The following is a 15,357-nucleotide window of genomic DNA, read 5'->3' as shown; positions in this document are numbered from 1 at the left end:
CGCCGTGGTGCCGGGCGATGTCCTGGATGCGGGCGACGGTCTCCGGTGGACAGCCGGGACCGGCGAGCGCCGACTCGACCAGCTCACGCTCCGCGCCGCTCGTCGCGGCCAGGACGGCGCACACCGTGTAGCTGCGGCGGCCCGAACGCAGATCCGACCCGGCCGGTTTGCCGATCAGGCCGGCGTCCCCGAACAGATCGAGGTAGTCGTCGCGCATCTGCCCGCTCACCCCCGCGGACCGCGCGTACCGGGCCAGCTCCTCCTGGTGGGCGGCCGGGTCCTCGCCGGCCGCGAGGAGGCCGAGCTGCAACGGGGCGAGCAGCGAGTACCGGGCGGTCTTGTACTCCGCCACGGTGTCCAGCACCTCACGGTCGGGGACCGGGCCGGCATCGCGCTCCAGGTCGAGGAACTGTCCCATCACCGTGTCCGCCGCGGCCGCCGCGTGCACGGCGGCCATCGCCTGCCGCGTCCCCGCGGGCAGCGGGGCGTCCAGCAGCACCCGCACCGAGAGGAACGCGGCCAGATCACCGGCCAGGACCGCCAGCCCCAGCGCCGTCTGCGGCCGGTCGGGGAACCGCTCCCGGTAGGCGTAGTAGACGGACGGCGCTCCCCGGCGCACCGGGGAGTCGTCGACGATGTCGTCGTGGATCAGCCCGTGCGTCTGCAGCAACTCGATGCTGATCGCGGCCTCGTCCAGCCCGGCCACCGCACCGGCGGTCACCAGCCGGGCCGCCTCGTGCACCAGCGCGACCCGCAGCCGCTTCCCGCCGCGCAACGACATGTCCCGCACCAGCTCCAGGGCCTGCGGCACATAGGAACCGCGCGGGAGGGCCCGCGCGCTCACCCCGGCGAAGTAGTCCGCGAACACCACGTCGAAGCGGTCCCGGTGCCCGGCGAGCCGTTCGGGAACACCGGCCGGGGTCTGAAGGGTCATTGCTCTCCCAGGTTGCTGGACACCGCGGACAGGCCGACGGCCCGGCGGGCACCGGTCGCCCGCTGCCGAACGAGCCGGAGCCCGTCCGGCTCCGGCTCGGCCGCCGTGCGCGCGCACGACGCGCGGGCCGCGGTGGACGGTTCACGGCGCTGCCGCCCCCGCCGACAGGCTAGGACCTGCCCGCGTGCACGTGCCGGGTGGGGCCCTCGGGGATCGCGCGCTGCCAGGGCTGCGGATGGCCGGCAACCGGCCAGGGTGTGCTCGAACACGCCGTGGCCGAACCGGAACCGGTCATGGACATCCGGCGGGGGCGGGCCGTCGCGGAGGACGCCTTCGGGCACCGCCCACCGCCCCCACGGGGGCACCGAGGACTCGGGTTCGGGACGTCCCTGGTTCCATGAGCCGGGGAGCCGAAGCCCGTTCCCGCACTGCTGACGGGCGTGGACCGGCAGGGCACGGCCGGGACGCGGTGCCGCGGGCCCCCGCCGCTGTCGGTGCGGCGGTCCATACTCGTGCTGCGGTGCCGCCCGGGCACGCCACAGGAGGGGAGCGACATGGCCGAGGTGCTGGTCTTCCACCACGGACACGGACTGACCGCCGGTGTCCTCGAGTTCGCCGAGCACCTGCGACGGGCGGGACACACCGTCCATGCCCCGGACCTCTTCGAAGGACAGGTGTTCGACAGCCTGGAGGAGGGCATCGAGTACGCCGGGAAGGTCGGGTTCGGCACCCTCGTCGCGCGCGGAACCGCCGTCGCCGAGGGGCTGCCCGCGGAACTCGTCCACCTGGGATTCTCGCTCGGCGTCCTGCCGGCGCAGAAACTCGCGCAGACCCGTCCCGGCGCGGAGGGGGCGGTGCTGATCGAGGCGTGCCTCCCGCTCTCGGAGTTCGGGGGTGCCTGGCCCCAGGACGTCCCCGTCCAGGTGCACGGCATGGACGCGGACCCGTTCTTCTCCGGTGAGGGCGATGTGGACGCGGCCCGCGCGCTCGTCGGGACGGCGGCGGATGCCGAGCTGTTCCTCTACCCCGGCGACCGGCATCTGTTCACCGACAGCAGCCTGCCGTCGTACGACGGGCACGCCGCACCGCAGGTCACCCACCGGGTGCTCGCCTTCCTCGACCGCATCGGCCGGCCGACGGGGTCGGGACCGACGACCTGACCCCGTGGACCACCGGGACGAGCGAGGAAGACGGACGATGCGCCGTCGCGGACCGGTCCTCGTCACGGCCGTCGTCCGCCCGAGCACCTGCCGCCCAACCGGCCGGTGCCCCTGCCCGCCCCGCCCTGTCTGCTCCGCCGGCGGTGGACACCCCGGGGCAGGGCAGGCCCGACCCGGGGTGCGCACCGCCGCGGCCCCCGCCCGGATCCGGCAGGCCGCGTGGGGCGAGTCCGCCGCCCGCCGTCAGGAGGTCGGTACCGGGACGGACGGCGCCGCGACCGGGCTCTCCCGCGCCGTTCCCCAGGCCGCCGCGCACAGGGACTCGGACACGGCGGATGCGTAGCGGGCGGCGGAGAGCCAGTGGCCGGCGAAACCGTCGGTGTCGGCGGGGAGGAGGCGGCCGAAGGGGTCGCGTCCACGCCGGGCCGCCGAGGCGCACAGGGCCGTGAGAAGGCCGGCGGCCGTGGGAAGCCCCGCCCGGCGGAGCCGGCGGGCCTCGGCGGAGACGTCACCGAGCATGCCGAGGGCGGCGCGGCCCGCCGTGACCGTCTGTTCGGCGCGGCGCTCCAGCAGGTGCAGCGGCGAGTGCGCGCCGAAGCCGCCGGACACGGGCGGGGCGAGGTGCACGCCGGCGCCCGGAACGGGGAGGTCGGCGCGGCGCAGACGGTCGAAACCCAGGTCGATCGTGCCCTCACCGGTGGGGTGCGAGCAGGCGAGCAGGACGAGCCTGGGGTGGAGGGCGGGCACCAGGCGGCCGATGATCCGCAGCCGCGTCCCGGGTGCCGTGGCCAGCAGCATCAGATTGTCCCGGTGGGCCAGCGCGGGGTCGTCGTCGGCGACGGTGAGCCGGACGGGAACGCCCCCCTCGCACAGCGCGAGCAGACAGGTTCCCCCCGGCTCCCGTACGGCGCCGAGCAGTTCGACGTCCAGGAAGAGCAGGTCGCTGCCACCGCCGCCGGAATCCGCGAAGCGGGAGGCGGACCGCAGGGCCCGGGCGGCCTGCTCGGACGGCGGCGTCTGCCACAGGGCGGCGAGCGGCGGCTCCGTCCACGCCGCGCCCCGGGCGGTGACGGCCCTGACGCCCTTCCCCGCGCCCAGTCTGCCGTCGGGCGAGAGGGTCGCCCCCGAGACCGCCAGGCCGGCCCTGCCCAGCTCCCGGTGGGTGAGCGCGCAGTCCCCGAGGCGCACGGCCCGGTCGGCCACCCCCAGAGCGCGCCCTACGCCGCCGGGTGCCACGTCGCCGACCGTGCAGAGCCGGCCGTCCGTTCCGGCGACCCAGGTGCGCACGCCGCCGTGCCCCGAGTCGGTGACCACGGGTTCGGTGAACAGGCCGTACAGGCGCAGCGAGCCGTCAGGGCTGTACGGGCGGCGTGCCAGGCCCCGGACGGCCGCCAGCTCCGCCCCGGACGCGGTCCCCACCCGGTGGGCGGTGCCCAGGAGTTCGGCCAGGGCCGTGACGAGGTCGGCGGTCCGGTACGAAGGGTCCCCCGCGCGGGCCGCGCGCAGCAGCGTGACGACGGACAGCGCGGCGCCCGCCGCGCGCGGCAGGTGCCGGAGCCGGGCGGTGTGCGCGGCGCGCAGGAGTGCCGCCTGGGCGACGGCGCCCGCGCCGTCGACGCCGGCCTCCAGCACGGCGGCGCCCGCCGCCCACAGGGCACCGGCCGCGGCACGCTGCGCCGGGCTCGCGACCTCGGACGAGGGGGCGGTGCCGTGGGCGGGGGCGGCGCCGGCGGTGGAGTCCGCGGCGGAGGCCGGTTCCCCTGCGTGCGGAGCGGCTTCGGGGGCCGTCCGGGCGGACGTGTCGCCGGTGGGCTCCCGCGCCGGGTCCGCCGTGGGGGCGGCGCAGGCGGCGGCCGCACGGTGGACGCAGGCCGGGGCGAGGAGACAGCCGCAGCTGATCGCGTCCGCCGTCGCCACCACGCCCCCCGGGGCGTGCAGGCGCAACTCGGTCTCGTCGTCGACCGCGATCGTCACCGTGTCCCCGTCGCGGTGCGCCGGGCGGGCGCCGAGCTTGGTGACCGCCGCGTCGAGCCGCTTGCGGAGCCGGGGCGAGAGGTCCTCCACCAGCGTGGCCGTGACCTCCGGCGCGACGGGTGGCAACTGGGCGGCGGTCATGCGGTCTTCTCCCCTATCCAGCGGGCCAGTTCGAGTGGGCTGAGGGCCGCCACGGGCATGCCGGCGGCCACGACCTGACCGGCGACGCCCGTCGAGTACCGGGGCCGCCCCGCGTCGTCGAGGCTCGCACACCCCAGGACGTGGCAGCCGGTGGCCACCAGGGCCCGCACCTCGGCCAGCAGCCCCCCGAGCGGCGGACCCTCCTCGAAGTCGCTGATGACGACGACGAGGGTGCGGGTGGGCACCGTGACCAGGCTGCGCGCGTGCCGCAGCCCGGCGGCGATGTGCGTGCCGCCGCCCACGCTCACCTCCAGCAGGAGCGAGAGCGGATCGTGCACATGGCCGGTGAGGTCGACGACCTCCGTGGAGAAGGCGAGGAAATGGGTGCTCAGGGTCGGCACCCCGGCGAGCACGGAGGCGGTCAGCGCGGACCAGATCGTGGACGCCTCCATGGATCCGGAGACGTCGGTGACCAGGATCAGGCGCCAGTCGGCCGACCGGCGGGTGCGACTGCGGAACACCGGCTTCTCGGGGATCACCTGGACCGTGCCGTCGGCCGTCCGCCGGGCGGTGGCCAGGTTGGCGCGCAGGGTGCGCGGCAGGTCCAGCCGGCCGCCCGGGCGGCGGGTGGGCCGGGCCGACATCGTGCCCGTGAGGGCGGGCCGCAGCCGGGTCGCGAGCTGCCGGGTCAGTTCGTCCACCAGGCGGCGGACCAGGGGCCGCAGCGCCGCCAGACGCGCCTCGGGGAGGCCGCCGGCGTACCGCAGGACCGTCCGGAGCAGTTCGACGGAGGGGGTGGCGGCCGACGGGTCGAGCTCGGCGAGGACGTCCGGCCGGCCGGTCGCGGCAGCGGCGGCGAGCACCTCCTCGCGGATGCCGGGGCCGAACAGCGCGGCCAGTTCCTCGGACCACTCCCGCACGCCGGGGAACGACGCCTCGCGTCCGCCGCGCCCGCCGCCCTCGCCGGGACCGGGCACGCCGCCGCGCGACCCCTCGCCGCGCCCCGCGCCGTAGAGCTCGTCCAGAGCGGTGGCCAGGCGTGCGGCGCCGGACGGCAGTCGGTCGGGACGCCGGCCGAGTACGAGCCGCCACCGGTCACAGGGCGCGAGGGTCCGCGCGGGGGTGGACGCGGGGGCGGCGGAGACGGGAGGCGTGGCGGCGCGGTGACCGGACGGCGACGGCGGACGGTCGTCGTGGACGGGCGGCGGGACGGGCAGGCCGAGGCCGGTGAGGAGTTCGCGGGCCGCGAGATCGGCGGCCGTGCGGGCCGCCAGCTCGGCCGGGTCGTCGGCGTCGAGGGTGTCCACGCGTTCGCCCAGGCGCTCCTCGACGGTGTCCAGCAGCCGGTCCCGGGCGGCGGGGCTCAGGGTGTCGAAACCACCGCGCAGAGACGGCAGCCGGGCCAGGAACGCGCTGTCGTCCAGCTCGACGACCCGGTGCAGCAACGGGTCCAGGGCGCCGACGCCGACGGTCAGCAACGGGCCGGCCGCCGTCAGGACGCCGGTGAGACGGGCGGTGAGCGCGGCACGGGAGGCGCTGTCCACGGCTCCGTCCACCCAGGAGGCGAGGCGCTCCCCGAAGGCCCCGGCCTCCTCGTGGCCCGTGAGCACCCGCACCGCTCCGGCGGCCGCGGCGATCAGCGGGGTGCCGACGGCGGCCAGCCGGGCGAGGGCGCCGTTGAGCCGGATGCCGCCCACCCGGTCGGCGCGCTGGGCCAGTTCGAGCAGGGCGCGGGCGTCCCCGGGCTCCTCGGAGCCGGTCAGGCCGTCGACCTGGCGGACCGCGGCCGAGGTCKMGACCTCGGCCGCGTGCGCGATGCGGGCGGCACGGGCGGACACGGGGGCCGTGGCGGTGGGCGAGGCGGTGGCGTCCGCGCCGTCGGAGGCGTCGGAGGCGTCGGGAGCGTCCGGGGCCGTGGGGACCGACGGGTCGACGGGAGCGTCCGGGGCTGTCGGGGCGCCGGGGGAGAGGAAGCCGGGCAGATGTCCCGCGTCGATGCGGTCCAGGAGGTCGAGCCCGGTGAGGATCTCGGGAAGGGTGCCGCTCGCGGGGAGTACGGCCGTCAGTTCCATGAGCCGCTCGCCGGCCAGGACCGGGAGCCCGCACTCGGCGGCCTCCAGGAGGCCCCGCACGACCTGGGCGGCCGTCGGGCCGCCCTGCGCGCACTCGGCCGCGTGCCGCTGCCGAAGCACCCCCTCGGCCGCCTGGGCGGGGGTGACGCCGCGCGTTCCGGCGGCGGTCAGCATCGCCGCAGTCGCCGGGGTCCACCGCACCTGCCAGCGGGTCGTCAGCCCCTCCGAGCCCGCGGCACCCGTCACCGCCTGCTCCTGGGCGTAGGGGATGCCGCACACCGTCAGTCTGCGCAGCAGCAGTTCGCGCCGTCCGTCGAGGGCGGAGCGGGCCGGGTCGAGCCGGAGGTCGCGCGGTGCCCTCTCGTGCGCGTCCTGCGGGCCGGGGAGGGAGAGCGCAGCGGTCTCGGCCTCGACGGCGGGACCCAGACCGCTGCGCGGAGCGGCGGGTGCGGGCCGTCCGGTGCGGGCTCCGACGAGGACGTGTTCGAGGGCCTGGGCGACGGCGCGGCCGGTGCCGTACGTCTCGCCGCGTCCCAGTACCGTCTGCACGGCCTCCAGGAGCTCGCCGCGACCGGGGGCGGGCAGGTCGCGCAGGCGGGCCAGGTCCCCGGCGACCCGGACCACCTCCCGGCCCTCCGCCGGCCCGTAGGGGTGGCCCTGTTCGCGCAGGGCCGCGCAGACACGGACCGCGGTGCGGACCAGAGCCTCGTGCAGCGCGGCCGGGTCCCCGGCGGCCTCCAGGACGGTGTGCTGCCACTCCGGGTCCCGGATGCCGGCCGGGTACCCGGACCGGGAGTCGAGGAGCGGGTACGTGTACGGGATCAGGGAGACCGTGCACGTGTCCGCCGCGCCTGCCACGGGATCCTCGGTGCCCGGCTCGCACGCGGCGGGGGGCACGCGCGGCGCGCCGGGGGCGGTCACCCCGGCGGCGGCCGGCAGCAGCGCCGGGGTGTGGAAGGCTCCCACCACCACGGCGGGCCGCCGCCCGCTCGCGAGGGCCTCGGCGACATGTGCGCGCATACAGGCCTCGCGCACCAGGTCCGTGCCGTCCACCCCGCCCCGCGCCTCGGCCTCGTACCGCAGCGCCCAGCCGGTGAGCAGGGCGGCACGGCGGAGCGCCTCGGGCGGCGATCCGGGCGCGGGCGTCTCGACCAGCCGGTCCCACAGGTCGTCCCCGTCGCGGCCGGTGAGCCGGGACCGGAGCGCGGCGGACAGTCCGTGCCCCTCCTCCGGTACGGGTGCGGAGCCGGCGCCCGGAGGCGCGGGCGTGTCCGGCCCGCCCCGCGCCCAGGCCCGGTCGGCCAGCGGCAGATCGCAGGCCACGGCCGGTACGCCGTTGCGTGCCGCCCAGCGCAGGGCGACCAGCTCGGGCGAGAAGTCCGCGAACGGGTAGAAGGCGGGACCGCGTTCACCCGCCGCGCCCGGCCCGTCGGCGGGCACGGCGGCCAGCGCCACCGGGGCCTCGGTCTCCTCGTGGGCGAGCCAGCCCAGCCAGGGCTGGAACTCGGCGGGCAGTTCGACGAGGAGGACGTCGGGGGCCGCCGCGTCCAGCAGGGCCGGGAGGGCGGCCGCGAGCGAGGGCGCGTGGTGGCGCACCCCGATCAGGAACGGCAGCCCCGGCCCCGTCGCCGCGAGAGCCGCCACCGCGGCCTCCGGGGTGGCGGTTTCGGCCGCCTCCCCCCGCGCCGTGGCGGCGGACGGCGCATCGAGGGCGGGGGGTGCCGGGGTGCCGGGCCGGGCATCGGCGCTGGACGGAGCCCCCGTGGCGGACCGCGTCCCGTGGGTGGTCGACTGGCTCATCCGTCAGTTCTCCAGCACCGTGCGCAGCTCCCACAGGGCACGCCAGGTGGCCGACCCCTGCTCGGCGCGCCTGCGCACCGGCCCGTCCCAGTACCCCAGCAGCCGGGCAGCGTCGCCGGGGTCGTCCTTGCGGACGACGCCGAGCAGATGGCCGGGCAGGAGGGAGAGCACGTCCCGGTCGCCGGGGAAGTAGGCGGCCGCCAGGCCCAGGGAGCCGGCGACGGAGACCGCCTCCGCCGTGCTCATCACCGTCGAGGGGCGCTCCACCTCCCAGCCCTCCACGGAGCGGCCCTCGCGCAGGTCCCGGAAGGCGGTCACGAGGGCTTCGAGGACCGCGTCGTCCACCTGGTAGGCGGTGCCGGCCCGCTCGACCGCTGCCCGCGACTGGCGGCGGACGAGCGCGGTCTCGGCGTCCATGTCCCCGATCGGGCCCACGGTCTCGAAGTTGAAGCGCCGCTTCAGCGCGGCGGACATCTCCGAGACGCCCTTGTCCCGCAGGTTGGCGGTGGCGATGAGGGTGAACCCGGGGGCCGCGTGCACCTGGGCGCCCTCGCCGCCCGCGAGTTCGGGTACCGCGATCCGCCGCTCGGACAGCAGGGACACGAGCGCGTCCTGGACCTCGGGCAGGCAGCGGGTGACCTCCTCGACGCGGGCGACGGCGCCCCGGGTCATGGCGGTGAGCACCGGGGAGGGCACGAGGGCCTGCTCGGTGGGGCCCTGGGCGAGCAGCAGCGCGTAGTTCCAGCCGTACTTGAGCTGGTCCTCGGTGGTGCCCGCGGTGCCCTGCACGGTCAGCGCGCTGGTGCCGCAGACGGCCGCCGACAGCAGCTCGGAGAGCATCGACTTGGCGGTGCCCGGTTCGCCCACGAGGAGGAGTCCGCGCTCCCCGGCGAGGGTGACCACGCACCGTTCGACCAGGGCGCGTTCGCCGACGAACTTCTGCTCGATCACCAGACGGCGGGGCACCCCGTCGCCGGGCGATGCGCCCTTCGGCAGACTCAGCGCCTCGCCCGCGCTGCCCATCACGAAGGTGACGACGGCGCGCGGGGTGAGCAGCCAGCCGGGCGGGCGCGGCCCGGCGTCGTGGGCGGCGAGGAAGGCCAGCTCGGCGGCGTACCGGTCCTCGGGCAGGGTGACCTGGCGGTTCTCCCGGCCGGGCGCCGTCGCCCGGCCCGGGACGCCGTCGGTGGTGGTGCTGTCGAGGGGGGTCGTGGTGTCGCTCGTCATCGGCGGCGGCCCTTCCGGGGTGCGCGGGTGTCCAGTTCTTCGAAGGCGGGGGCGTCGCCACCGCGGACCCGTGCCCAGGCGGCTGCGAACAGCGCGGGCACGGGGAGGTGGGGCAGGGTCCGGGAAGACCCCTCCACGGGGTACAGGCGTTCCTTCCAGGTCTCCAGCGGCAGTCCGGGGGCGCCGCGTTCGAGCCAGCCGCAGGGGAGGAACAGGGTGCGGCCGGCGCGGGAGCGCTTCGCCTCCACGACGAGGCCGGTGGCGGCGAGTTCCGCCCGGGCCTTCTTGACCCGTGCCGGCTTCCACTCCGTCCAGCGGACGCAGTTGCGGTCCGTCGGGTCGGGCAGGGCGAGCAGCATCAGGTACAGGGCCGCGGCGTCCGCGCTCAGGCTGAGGGTGTCCGCGGCCTCCACCACCAGGTCCGGCACCGCACGCGCCGGGTCCTGGGCCGGGTGGTGCGGAGAGCCGTCGGGGGCGCCCGCCGAGACCAGCAGATCGGCCTCCTCGTGCAGCAGCGCGCGCAGGGCGAGCAGATCGCCGGCGCCGTGGCGGCCGACCGTGCCCTCGACGAGGCCGAACGCCGGGTCGTCGGGGCCCGCCAGGCCCGCCGGGCGGATCAGCAGCTTCTCGTGGCTGCCGTGGCCGGGTGCGAGGAGCAGCGCCGTGCCGGCCCGGACCAGGCCGTCGGCGCCCGCCCCGCCGGACTCGGGGAGCCCGTGGGCGGCCCGGACCGCCGGCCCGATCGAGTGTCCCGACTCGGTCCAGTGCAGACCGATGTCCAGCACCAGAGCCGGGTCGGCGAGGCGGCCGCGCAGGGCCGCGAGTCCGACGGGCAGATGCGCCCGCAGGGGGTGCCCGTACGGCAGCGTGTAGGCGAGGGTGCGCAGGGCGGTCAGGGCCGAGGAGAGGGCGCTGCGTGCGCTCACCCGGAGCAGTCCGGGACGGCCGGTGCCGTCCGGGACCTCGGCGCCGTGCGCGAGCCAGGTCCGGGAACCCGTGTTGAGGACCAGGTCGACGGCGCCCGGGGCGGTCCCCGAGAGGTCGAGGTCCAGTTCCTCGGGGACGCGGACCAGGGAGGCCAGGCGCTGCTCCCAGACCTCGGCGGCGGCCCGCACGTCCGGGCCCGCGGACCACAGCTCGGCCGGGTCCGCGGGCAGCAGCGCCCGCAGCAGGGCGTGCCGGTCGTCGCGGGGCAGGGCGTCGAGCCGTGCCTGGGCCGCTTCGAAGGCCCGGGTCCTGGCCCCGAGCAGCGCGAGCGCCTCGGCGCCGGGCTCCTCGACGGCTGCCGACAGCAGGGCGGCGGACTGGAGGGGACCGATCCCGGTGGCCGTGTGGAACGCCTCGGCGGCCTCCGGCCGCCAGGGCGCCGGGCCCTGCTCCCGTACCAGGGCGGTGAGCCGGGTGAGCCGGTCGCGGGCGATGCCCTCACGGTGGACGCGCTCGCGGTCCAGTGTGAAGCCGGGGACGGGCCCGAAGGCGCCGGTGGGGTCGTGGTCCAGGGCCAGCCACCGTGCCGCGTCGTTCCGGGAGTTGCGGCCGTGGTCGGCGAGGACCACGACGGTGCGGGCACCCTTGCGCAGCACCTGGCCGAGGCGGTGCACGGCCTCCGGGCGTCCCTGCCCGGACGTCCCGCCGGCGAACGGCTCGACGAGCTCCACCTGCCGGACCGTGCCCGCCGGGTCGGCCAGCGGGCCCGCGGCGAGGGCGTCCAGCAGCAGCAGGAGCCCGGCCCGGTGCTCGGGGGAGGTGGTGGCACTGGCGGCCCGGTAGGCCAGTTCGGGCAGCTTGTCGAGGATCGACGTCCAGGCCGGGGCGTCACCGGGCACGGTGTGCTCGTCGCGCTGCCAGCCGTCGACGGGGGTGAACGCGACCGTGGACCGCACGGGCGGGCCGAACGCCGGCTCGCCGCCGAGGACATGGTTGACGGCGAGGATCTGCCGGATGGTGGTCCACCGGCTCGTGCCTCCCCACCAGCCGCCGTGGATCCGCTCGGTGCCCCAGGCCGTGGCCGTGCGCAGGGTCGAGTCGTCGCCGTGCTCGGGCGCCCGGTCGAAGAACATCCCCTGGGTGTGCGCCGGGTTGCGGGGAGCTGCGGGCCGCACGGGCGCGGGCGGTGCGAGATACCCGGTGGTCGCGGCCGCCCGGTCCACCGCGTTCCGGACGAGCGCGGTGACGCCCGCGAGGAGCCGTGCGTCGGACACCTCGGGCAGCACCCGGGCGACGGCCTCCTGGCTCAGCTCCCGGGAGGAGGGCCCGGTGTACTCCTCGACGGCCCGGAACGCCTCCAGGTGCCGGGCGACCGCCGCGGCGACCTCCTTGAACAGCTCTGCCGCCCGGGAGTCCGTCAGGTTGCGCAGGGCGTGCGAGCCCCCCTCGTCCCTCGGGCGCAGGGCGTGCCAGTAGGCGACGGGAGGCACATAAGGAGTGCCCGCCGCGTCGTTCCCGCCGGAGGAGCCTGTGGCCACGGACCACAGGCGTCCGCCGGCGCCGTCCGCGTCGGCCGGGTGAGCTTCGACGGATCGCCCGGCGAGGGCCATGACGGGGCGTGCCCCACCGGGGAGTGCGAGGGCGCCGAGCGGCACCGGGGAGCGGCCGTCGGGCAGCGGGTGCCGCAGGGTCACGGTGTGGCCGTCCGGGGTGCCGGCGACGGTCCGGTGCCCGTCCGCGGGGGCGGCGGTGCCGGGCTCGCTGACCGTGCGGCGGACCCAGCGGCCGAGGACCGTGCCGTCCGTGCCGAACGGGGTGGTCTCCAGACCGGGCTGGAGCGGCAGCACCTGGCAGTGCTCGGTGAGCAGCCGGGCGCCGTCCCGCACCCCGGAGCGGAGGAAGGCGGGCAGGGAGGCGCGGCCGTGCGTGCCGCTGCCCGGGTCGTACTCCAGCCACACCCGCTGCGTGCCCTGGTGGCCTTCCCGCCAGTGACCGGTGCCGTCGGCGATGACGGCGCGCTGCGGCGGGAGGGAGGTGTCGCCCGCGTGCAGGGCCTTGCCGCCGGTGGCGCGGCCGCCGCCGGGCAGCGGCAGGCAGATCTCGTCCGACGGATGGGAGCCGCCCCACCGGGGGACCTGCTCGCCGCCGACGGTGAACACCTCGGCCGGACGGTGCGACCAGTAGCCGCGCTGCTTGCCGTCCTCCCACCAGATGACCAGCAGCTCGCCGTCGACGTAACGGAAGGCGACTGACCGCCAGTGGTCGACGCCGGCCGGGAGCCGCAGGGTGTGCCGCAGCAGCACGCCGTCCGGGCCGACGACCACGGCCCGTTCGAGGGTGCTCAGGATCAGCGCGGGCCAGGCGCCGGTGACGCCGACACCCTCCGACCGGTGGCGCCGCTGACGCGTGGCGTCGGCCTCCGCGGCCAGCTCGGCGTAGGACTCGTCCAGCGCGGGCCAGCCCAGTTCGTCGAGGATGCCGGTGCGCAGGGTCGAGGCCAGCAGCGGAACGACGTCATGGCACTTCAGGAGCCGCACGGCCTCCGGGGCGACGTCCGCGACCACGGCCCGGAACGGCGAGAGCCTGTTGTAGGCGGTGTGCAGCCCGGGAAGCCCTCGCGCGGCCGTGTACTCCTCGGCGCGGGCGGTAAGCCACTCCCGCAGGACCTCGGAGAGCACCGGGTGCGCCGCCAGCTTCGCCATGCCGGCGTCGCCCAGCCGCTGGCCGTGTCCGCCGCCGAGACCGCCGACGGTCCGGCTCAGCAGGGCGCGGAAGACCGGCCGTTCGGCGACGGCGGTGAGGTCCCGCGCGCCGGGCGCGGTGTCGGCGAGCCACGGGCCGAGCGGGACGGCGGCGGACTGCGCGGTACCCGGATCCTGGTCGTCCGGTTCGGCGACGGGGATGCCGGAGGCCAGGCAGAGGTCGAGGAGATCCAGGTCGGCGGTGCGCTGCCAGCGGCCCTGGAACAGCTCGACGGGCCGCCCGTCCGCGCGCAGCCGGTCCGCCATCCGGGCGGCCAGGTCGAGGGTCTCCGGGCTGCGGCCCGCGGTGACCCGGTTGCGGCGTCGGTGTGCTTCCCAGCGGGCGAGCCAGTCCGCCGGGGAGACGGACGGGCCGGAGTCGGCGTCGCCGGAGGCGTCCGGGAGGGCGGTCAGCAGGTCCTGGGCGCCGGATTCGGCCAGCAGCGCGAGCCAGCCGGATTCGCCGTCCGCGTCCCGGCCGCTCTCGCTGAAGGTCTCCGGGAAGAAGCCGAGCAGCCGGGCCCGCACGGCCGCATCCCGCCGGGCGAGGTCGACGAGCGCGGAGCGGTAGGCCGTCCAGAAGGAGGCGGGGGCGCGGACGATTCCCGGAGAGCCGATCAGATCGGCCACCAGCGCGCGTTCGGCGGTCTCGCGTTCCAGCCCGGCCGCCTTGACCAGAGCGCGCACATCCTGCGGCAGCGCCGCGTACGGCGGCATGCCGGCCGCGCAGCGCTCGACCAGCAGACGGCGGAACTGCGCCCAGGCGTCCGCCGGTGCGAGCCGGGCCACCAGGTCCCGCACGTACTGCCGCAGCGCCTTGACGGTCAGCGCGCCGGCGAAGGCGAACTCCAGGAAGACGGCCCGCTGCCGGTCCTCGTCCACGACCAGCCCGTGCACCCGCTCGGCCTCGCGGGCCTTGCCGAAGAAGGAGGCGGCGTAGGTGGTGTTCTCGGCCTGGAGGAAGAGGCGCGCCACCTGCTCGTAGTAGGTGGGGAGGAAGTGGGGAACGGCCCGGCCGAGCCGGGTGCCGAGCTCGTCGAAGCCCTCCTTGGCCGCTCCGGCGCGGGTCCGGGCCTGCCGGCCCAGCCGCTCGATGTCCTTGACCAGGGCCAGGGCGTGGTGCCCGTTGGCCGGGTCGTTGACCAGCGCCCAGGCCGGGAAGCCCAGCGTCTCGCGGCGCACCTGGCCCACGACGGGTGCGTCGGCGGTCCGCGTCAGCCCGAGGAACTCCAGGGCCAGGTCCTCGGCTTCACCGAGAGTGCCGGGCACCAGCCGGACCACGGGGCGGTCGCCGAGGGCGTGGTGGGTGTAGGTGCGGGCGGTCAGGACGTCGGCGTCGTCCCGTTCGGTGGTACCGGCGGGAAGGACGGCGCCCGCGTCCAGCAGGGCCGCCGCGCGGGCCTCGGCGGCGGAGGCGGAGGCACCCTCGCCACGGGCCTGGGCGGGGAGGGACGCCGCGCCCGCAGCCGTCGTGTCCGCGCCGGTGTTCGTCGTCGTGGTGCTCATGCCGCCTGCTCCTCGTCCGCCACGTCGCGGCCGGCGTAGAGCGCCGCCGCCATGCGCATGCCCTCGGACCACGTGACGGGGCCGACCTCGGCCGCCGTCAGCGCGCGCCCTGCGGGGTCCGTCCAGCCCAGGGGGCCCGTCTCGGTGCCGTACTCGTCGTATCCGTCGTGCTCGCCGATCCAGATTCGCGCCTCCGCGGTCGCGCCGTCCTCGACGACCGGGCAGACCGCGTACCCGCCGCGCGACCGGTACCCGAGCTGGGTGACCCGGCCGTGCAGGAACCGCAGTTCCTTGAACACGCCGCCGGCATACGTGTCCACGGAGGTGGTGTCCGGGGTGAGGCCGGGCGGGCGGCGCCACACCTCGCGGAACAACTGCTCCACGTTCTGGCGCACGCCCAGTTCGACCGCGAACTCCCGCAGCTCGTCGAGGTCGTCGAGGAGGACGGGGTGGGGCACGCTGACGACGTCCGGGGTGATGCGGACCGTGTCGCCGTCGAGGTCGACGAGGCCGAGACCGCGGTCGGGGTCGACATCGCGCAGGAACCCCGCGACCCCGCCGTCAGCGCCGGTGACCACGACGTCCCGCAGGGCCGCCTGCCACGCCGGGTCGGGCCAGACCCGGGCGAGCACGGCCGTGGGGACGGGCAGCGAGCGCACCATCCACTGCTCGACGTCGGTCAGGCACCGGCGTTCGTGGCGCTCCAGCCACTCGGTCAACTGCCGCAGCCCGACGACCGCCGGATCGTCCTTCAGCTTGGCCGGGACGGACTTCAGCCGCCGGCCCTTCTCGTTGCGGCAGACCACCTTGCCCGCCTCGAGAGCGACTTCGTAGTCGCCCGCCGATACCCACCCCATGCGCTGTTCTCCCCGTTG

7 protein-coding genes are annotated in these 15,357 nt (G+C 76.9%); 1 reads left to right on the top strand and 6 read right to left on the bottom strand.

The features are described from left to right. Positions 1 to 934: polyprenyl synthetase family protein (locus EAO77_RS28175; RefSeq protein WP_147991146.1), on the bottom strand; the 934-nt coding region annotated here is incomplete at its 3' end. Between the two features lie 554 nt (positions 935 to 1,488). On the opposite strand from EAO77_RS28175, the gene EAO77_RS28170 reads away from it, so the two are divergent. Then, positions 1,489 to 2,094, top strand: coding sequence for a dienelactone hydrolase family protein (locus EAO77_RS28170; RefSeq protein ID WP_147991145.1), 606 nt, complete (start codon positions 1,489 to 1,491; stop codon positions 2,092 to 2,094). A 243-nt stretch (positions 2,095 to 2,337) separates the two neighbouring features. On the opposite strand, the gene EAO77_RS28165 is transcribed toward EAO77_RS28170, so the two are convergent. Genes EAO77_RS28165 through EAO77_RS28145 form a run of 5 tightly spaced genes read right to left on the bottom strand, consistent with a single transcriptional unit; the run spans position 2,338 to position 15,339 of the window. Then, a complete protein-coding gene (locus EAO77_RS28165; protein WP_147991144.1) occupies positions 2,338 to 4,209 on the bottom strand; it encodes a hypothetical protein in 1,872 nt (623 codons plus the stop codon). Then, positions 4,206 to 8,081, bottom strand: coding sequence for a vWA domain-containing protein (locus EAO77_RS28160; protein ID WP_147991143.1), 3,876 nt, complete (start codon positions 8,079 to 8,081; stop codon positions 4,206 to 4,208). The genes EAO77_RS28165 and EAO77_RS28160 overlap by 4 nt, the downstream gene beginning before the upstream one ends. A gap of 3 nt (positions 8,082 to 8,084) precedes the next feature. Continuing rightward, positions 8,085 to 9,308: an AAA family ATPase gene (locus tag EAO77_RS28155; RefSeq protein WP_147991142.1), complete on the bottom strand. Its 1,224-nt coding sequence runs from the start codon at positions 9,306 to 9,308 to the stop codon at positions 8,085 to 8,087. Further along, positions 9,305 to 14,482: a hypothetical protein gene (locus EAO77_RS28150; RefSeq protein ID WP_147991141.1), complete on the bottom strand. Its 5,178-nt coding sequence runs from the start codon at positions 14,480 to 14,482 to the stop codon at positions 9,305 to 9,307. Before EAO77_RS28150 ends, EAO77_RS28155 begins: the two co-directional genes overlap by 4 nt. Next, entirely contained in the window at positions 14,479 to 15,339 is an 861-nt protein-coding gene (locus tag EAO77_RS28145) for a DUF4132 domain-containing protein (RefSeq protein WP_147991140.1), read from the bottom strand. The genes EAO77_RS28150 and EAO77_RS28145 overlap by 4 nt, the downstream gene beginning before the upstream one ends. Positions 15,340 to 15,357: the final 18 nt, after the last annotated feature.

The sequence above is a fragment of the Streptomyces sp. T39 genome (assembly GCF_008042045.1).
Taxonomy (GTDB): Bacteria; Actinomycetota; Actinomycetes; order Streptomycetales; family Streptomycetaceae; genus Streptomyces.
This window is presented reverse-complemented; position numbering and strand designations above follow the sequence as displayed.

What these genes read in the sequence shown, in the direction of transcription:
- EAO77_RS28170 (WP_147991145.1), top strand. Translation starts at nt 1,489, where the DNA reads ATGGCCGAGGTGCTGGTCTTCCACCACGGACACGGACTGACCGCCGGT.
- EAO77_RS28165 (WP_147991144.1), bottom strand. Translation starts at nt 4,209, where the DNA reads ATGACCGCCGCCCAGTTGCCACCCGTCGCGCCGGAGGTCACGGCCACG.
- EAO77_RS28155 (WP_147991142.1), bottom strand. Translation starts at nt 9,308, where the DNA reads ATGACGAGCGACACCACGACCCCCCTCGACAGCACCACCACCGACGGC.
- EAO77_RS28150 (WP_147991141.1), bottom strand. Translation starts at nt 14,482, where the DNA reads ATGAGCACCACGACGACGAACACCGGCGCGGACACGACGGCTGCGGGC.
- EAO77_RS28145 (WP_147991140.1), bottom strand. Translation starts at nt 15,339, where the DNA reads ATGGGGTGGGTATCGGCGGGCGACTACGAAGTCGCTCTCGAGGCGGGC.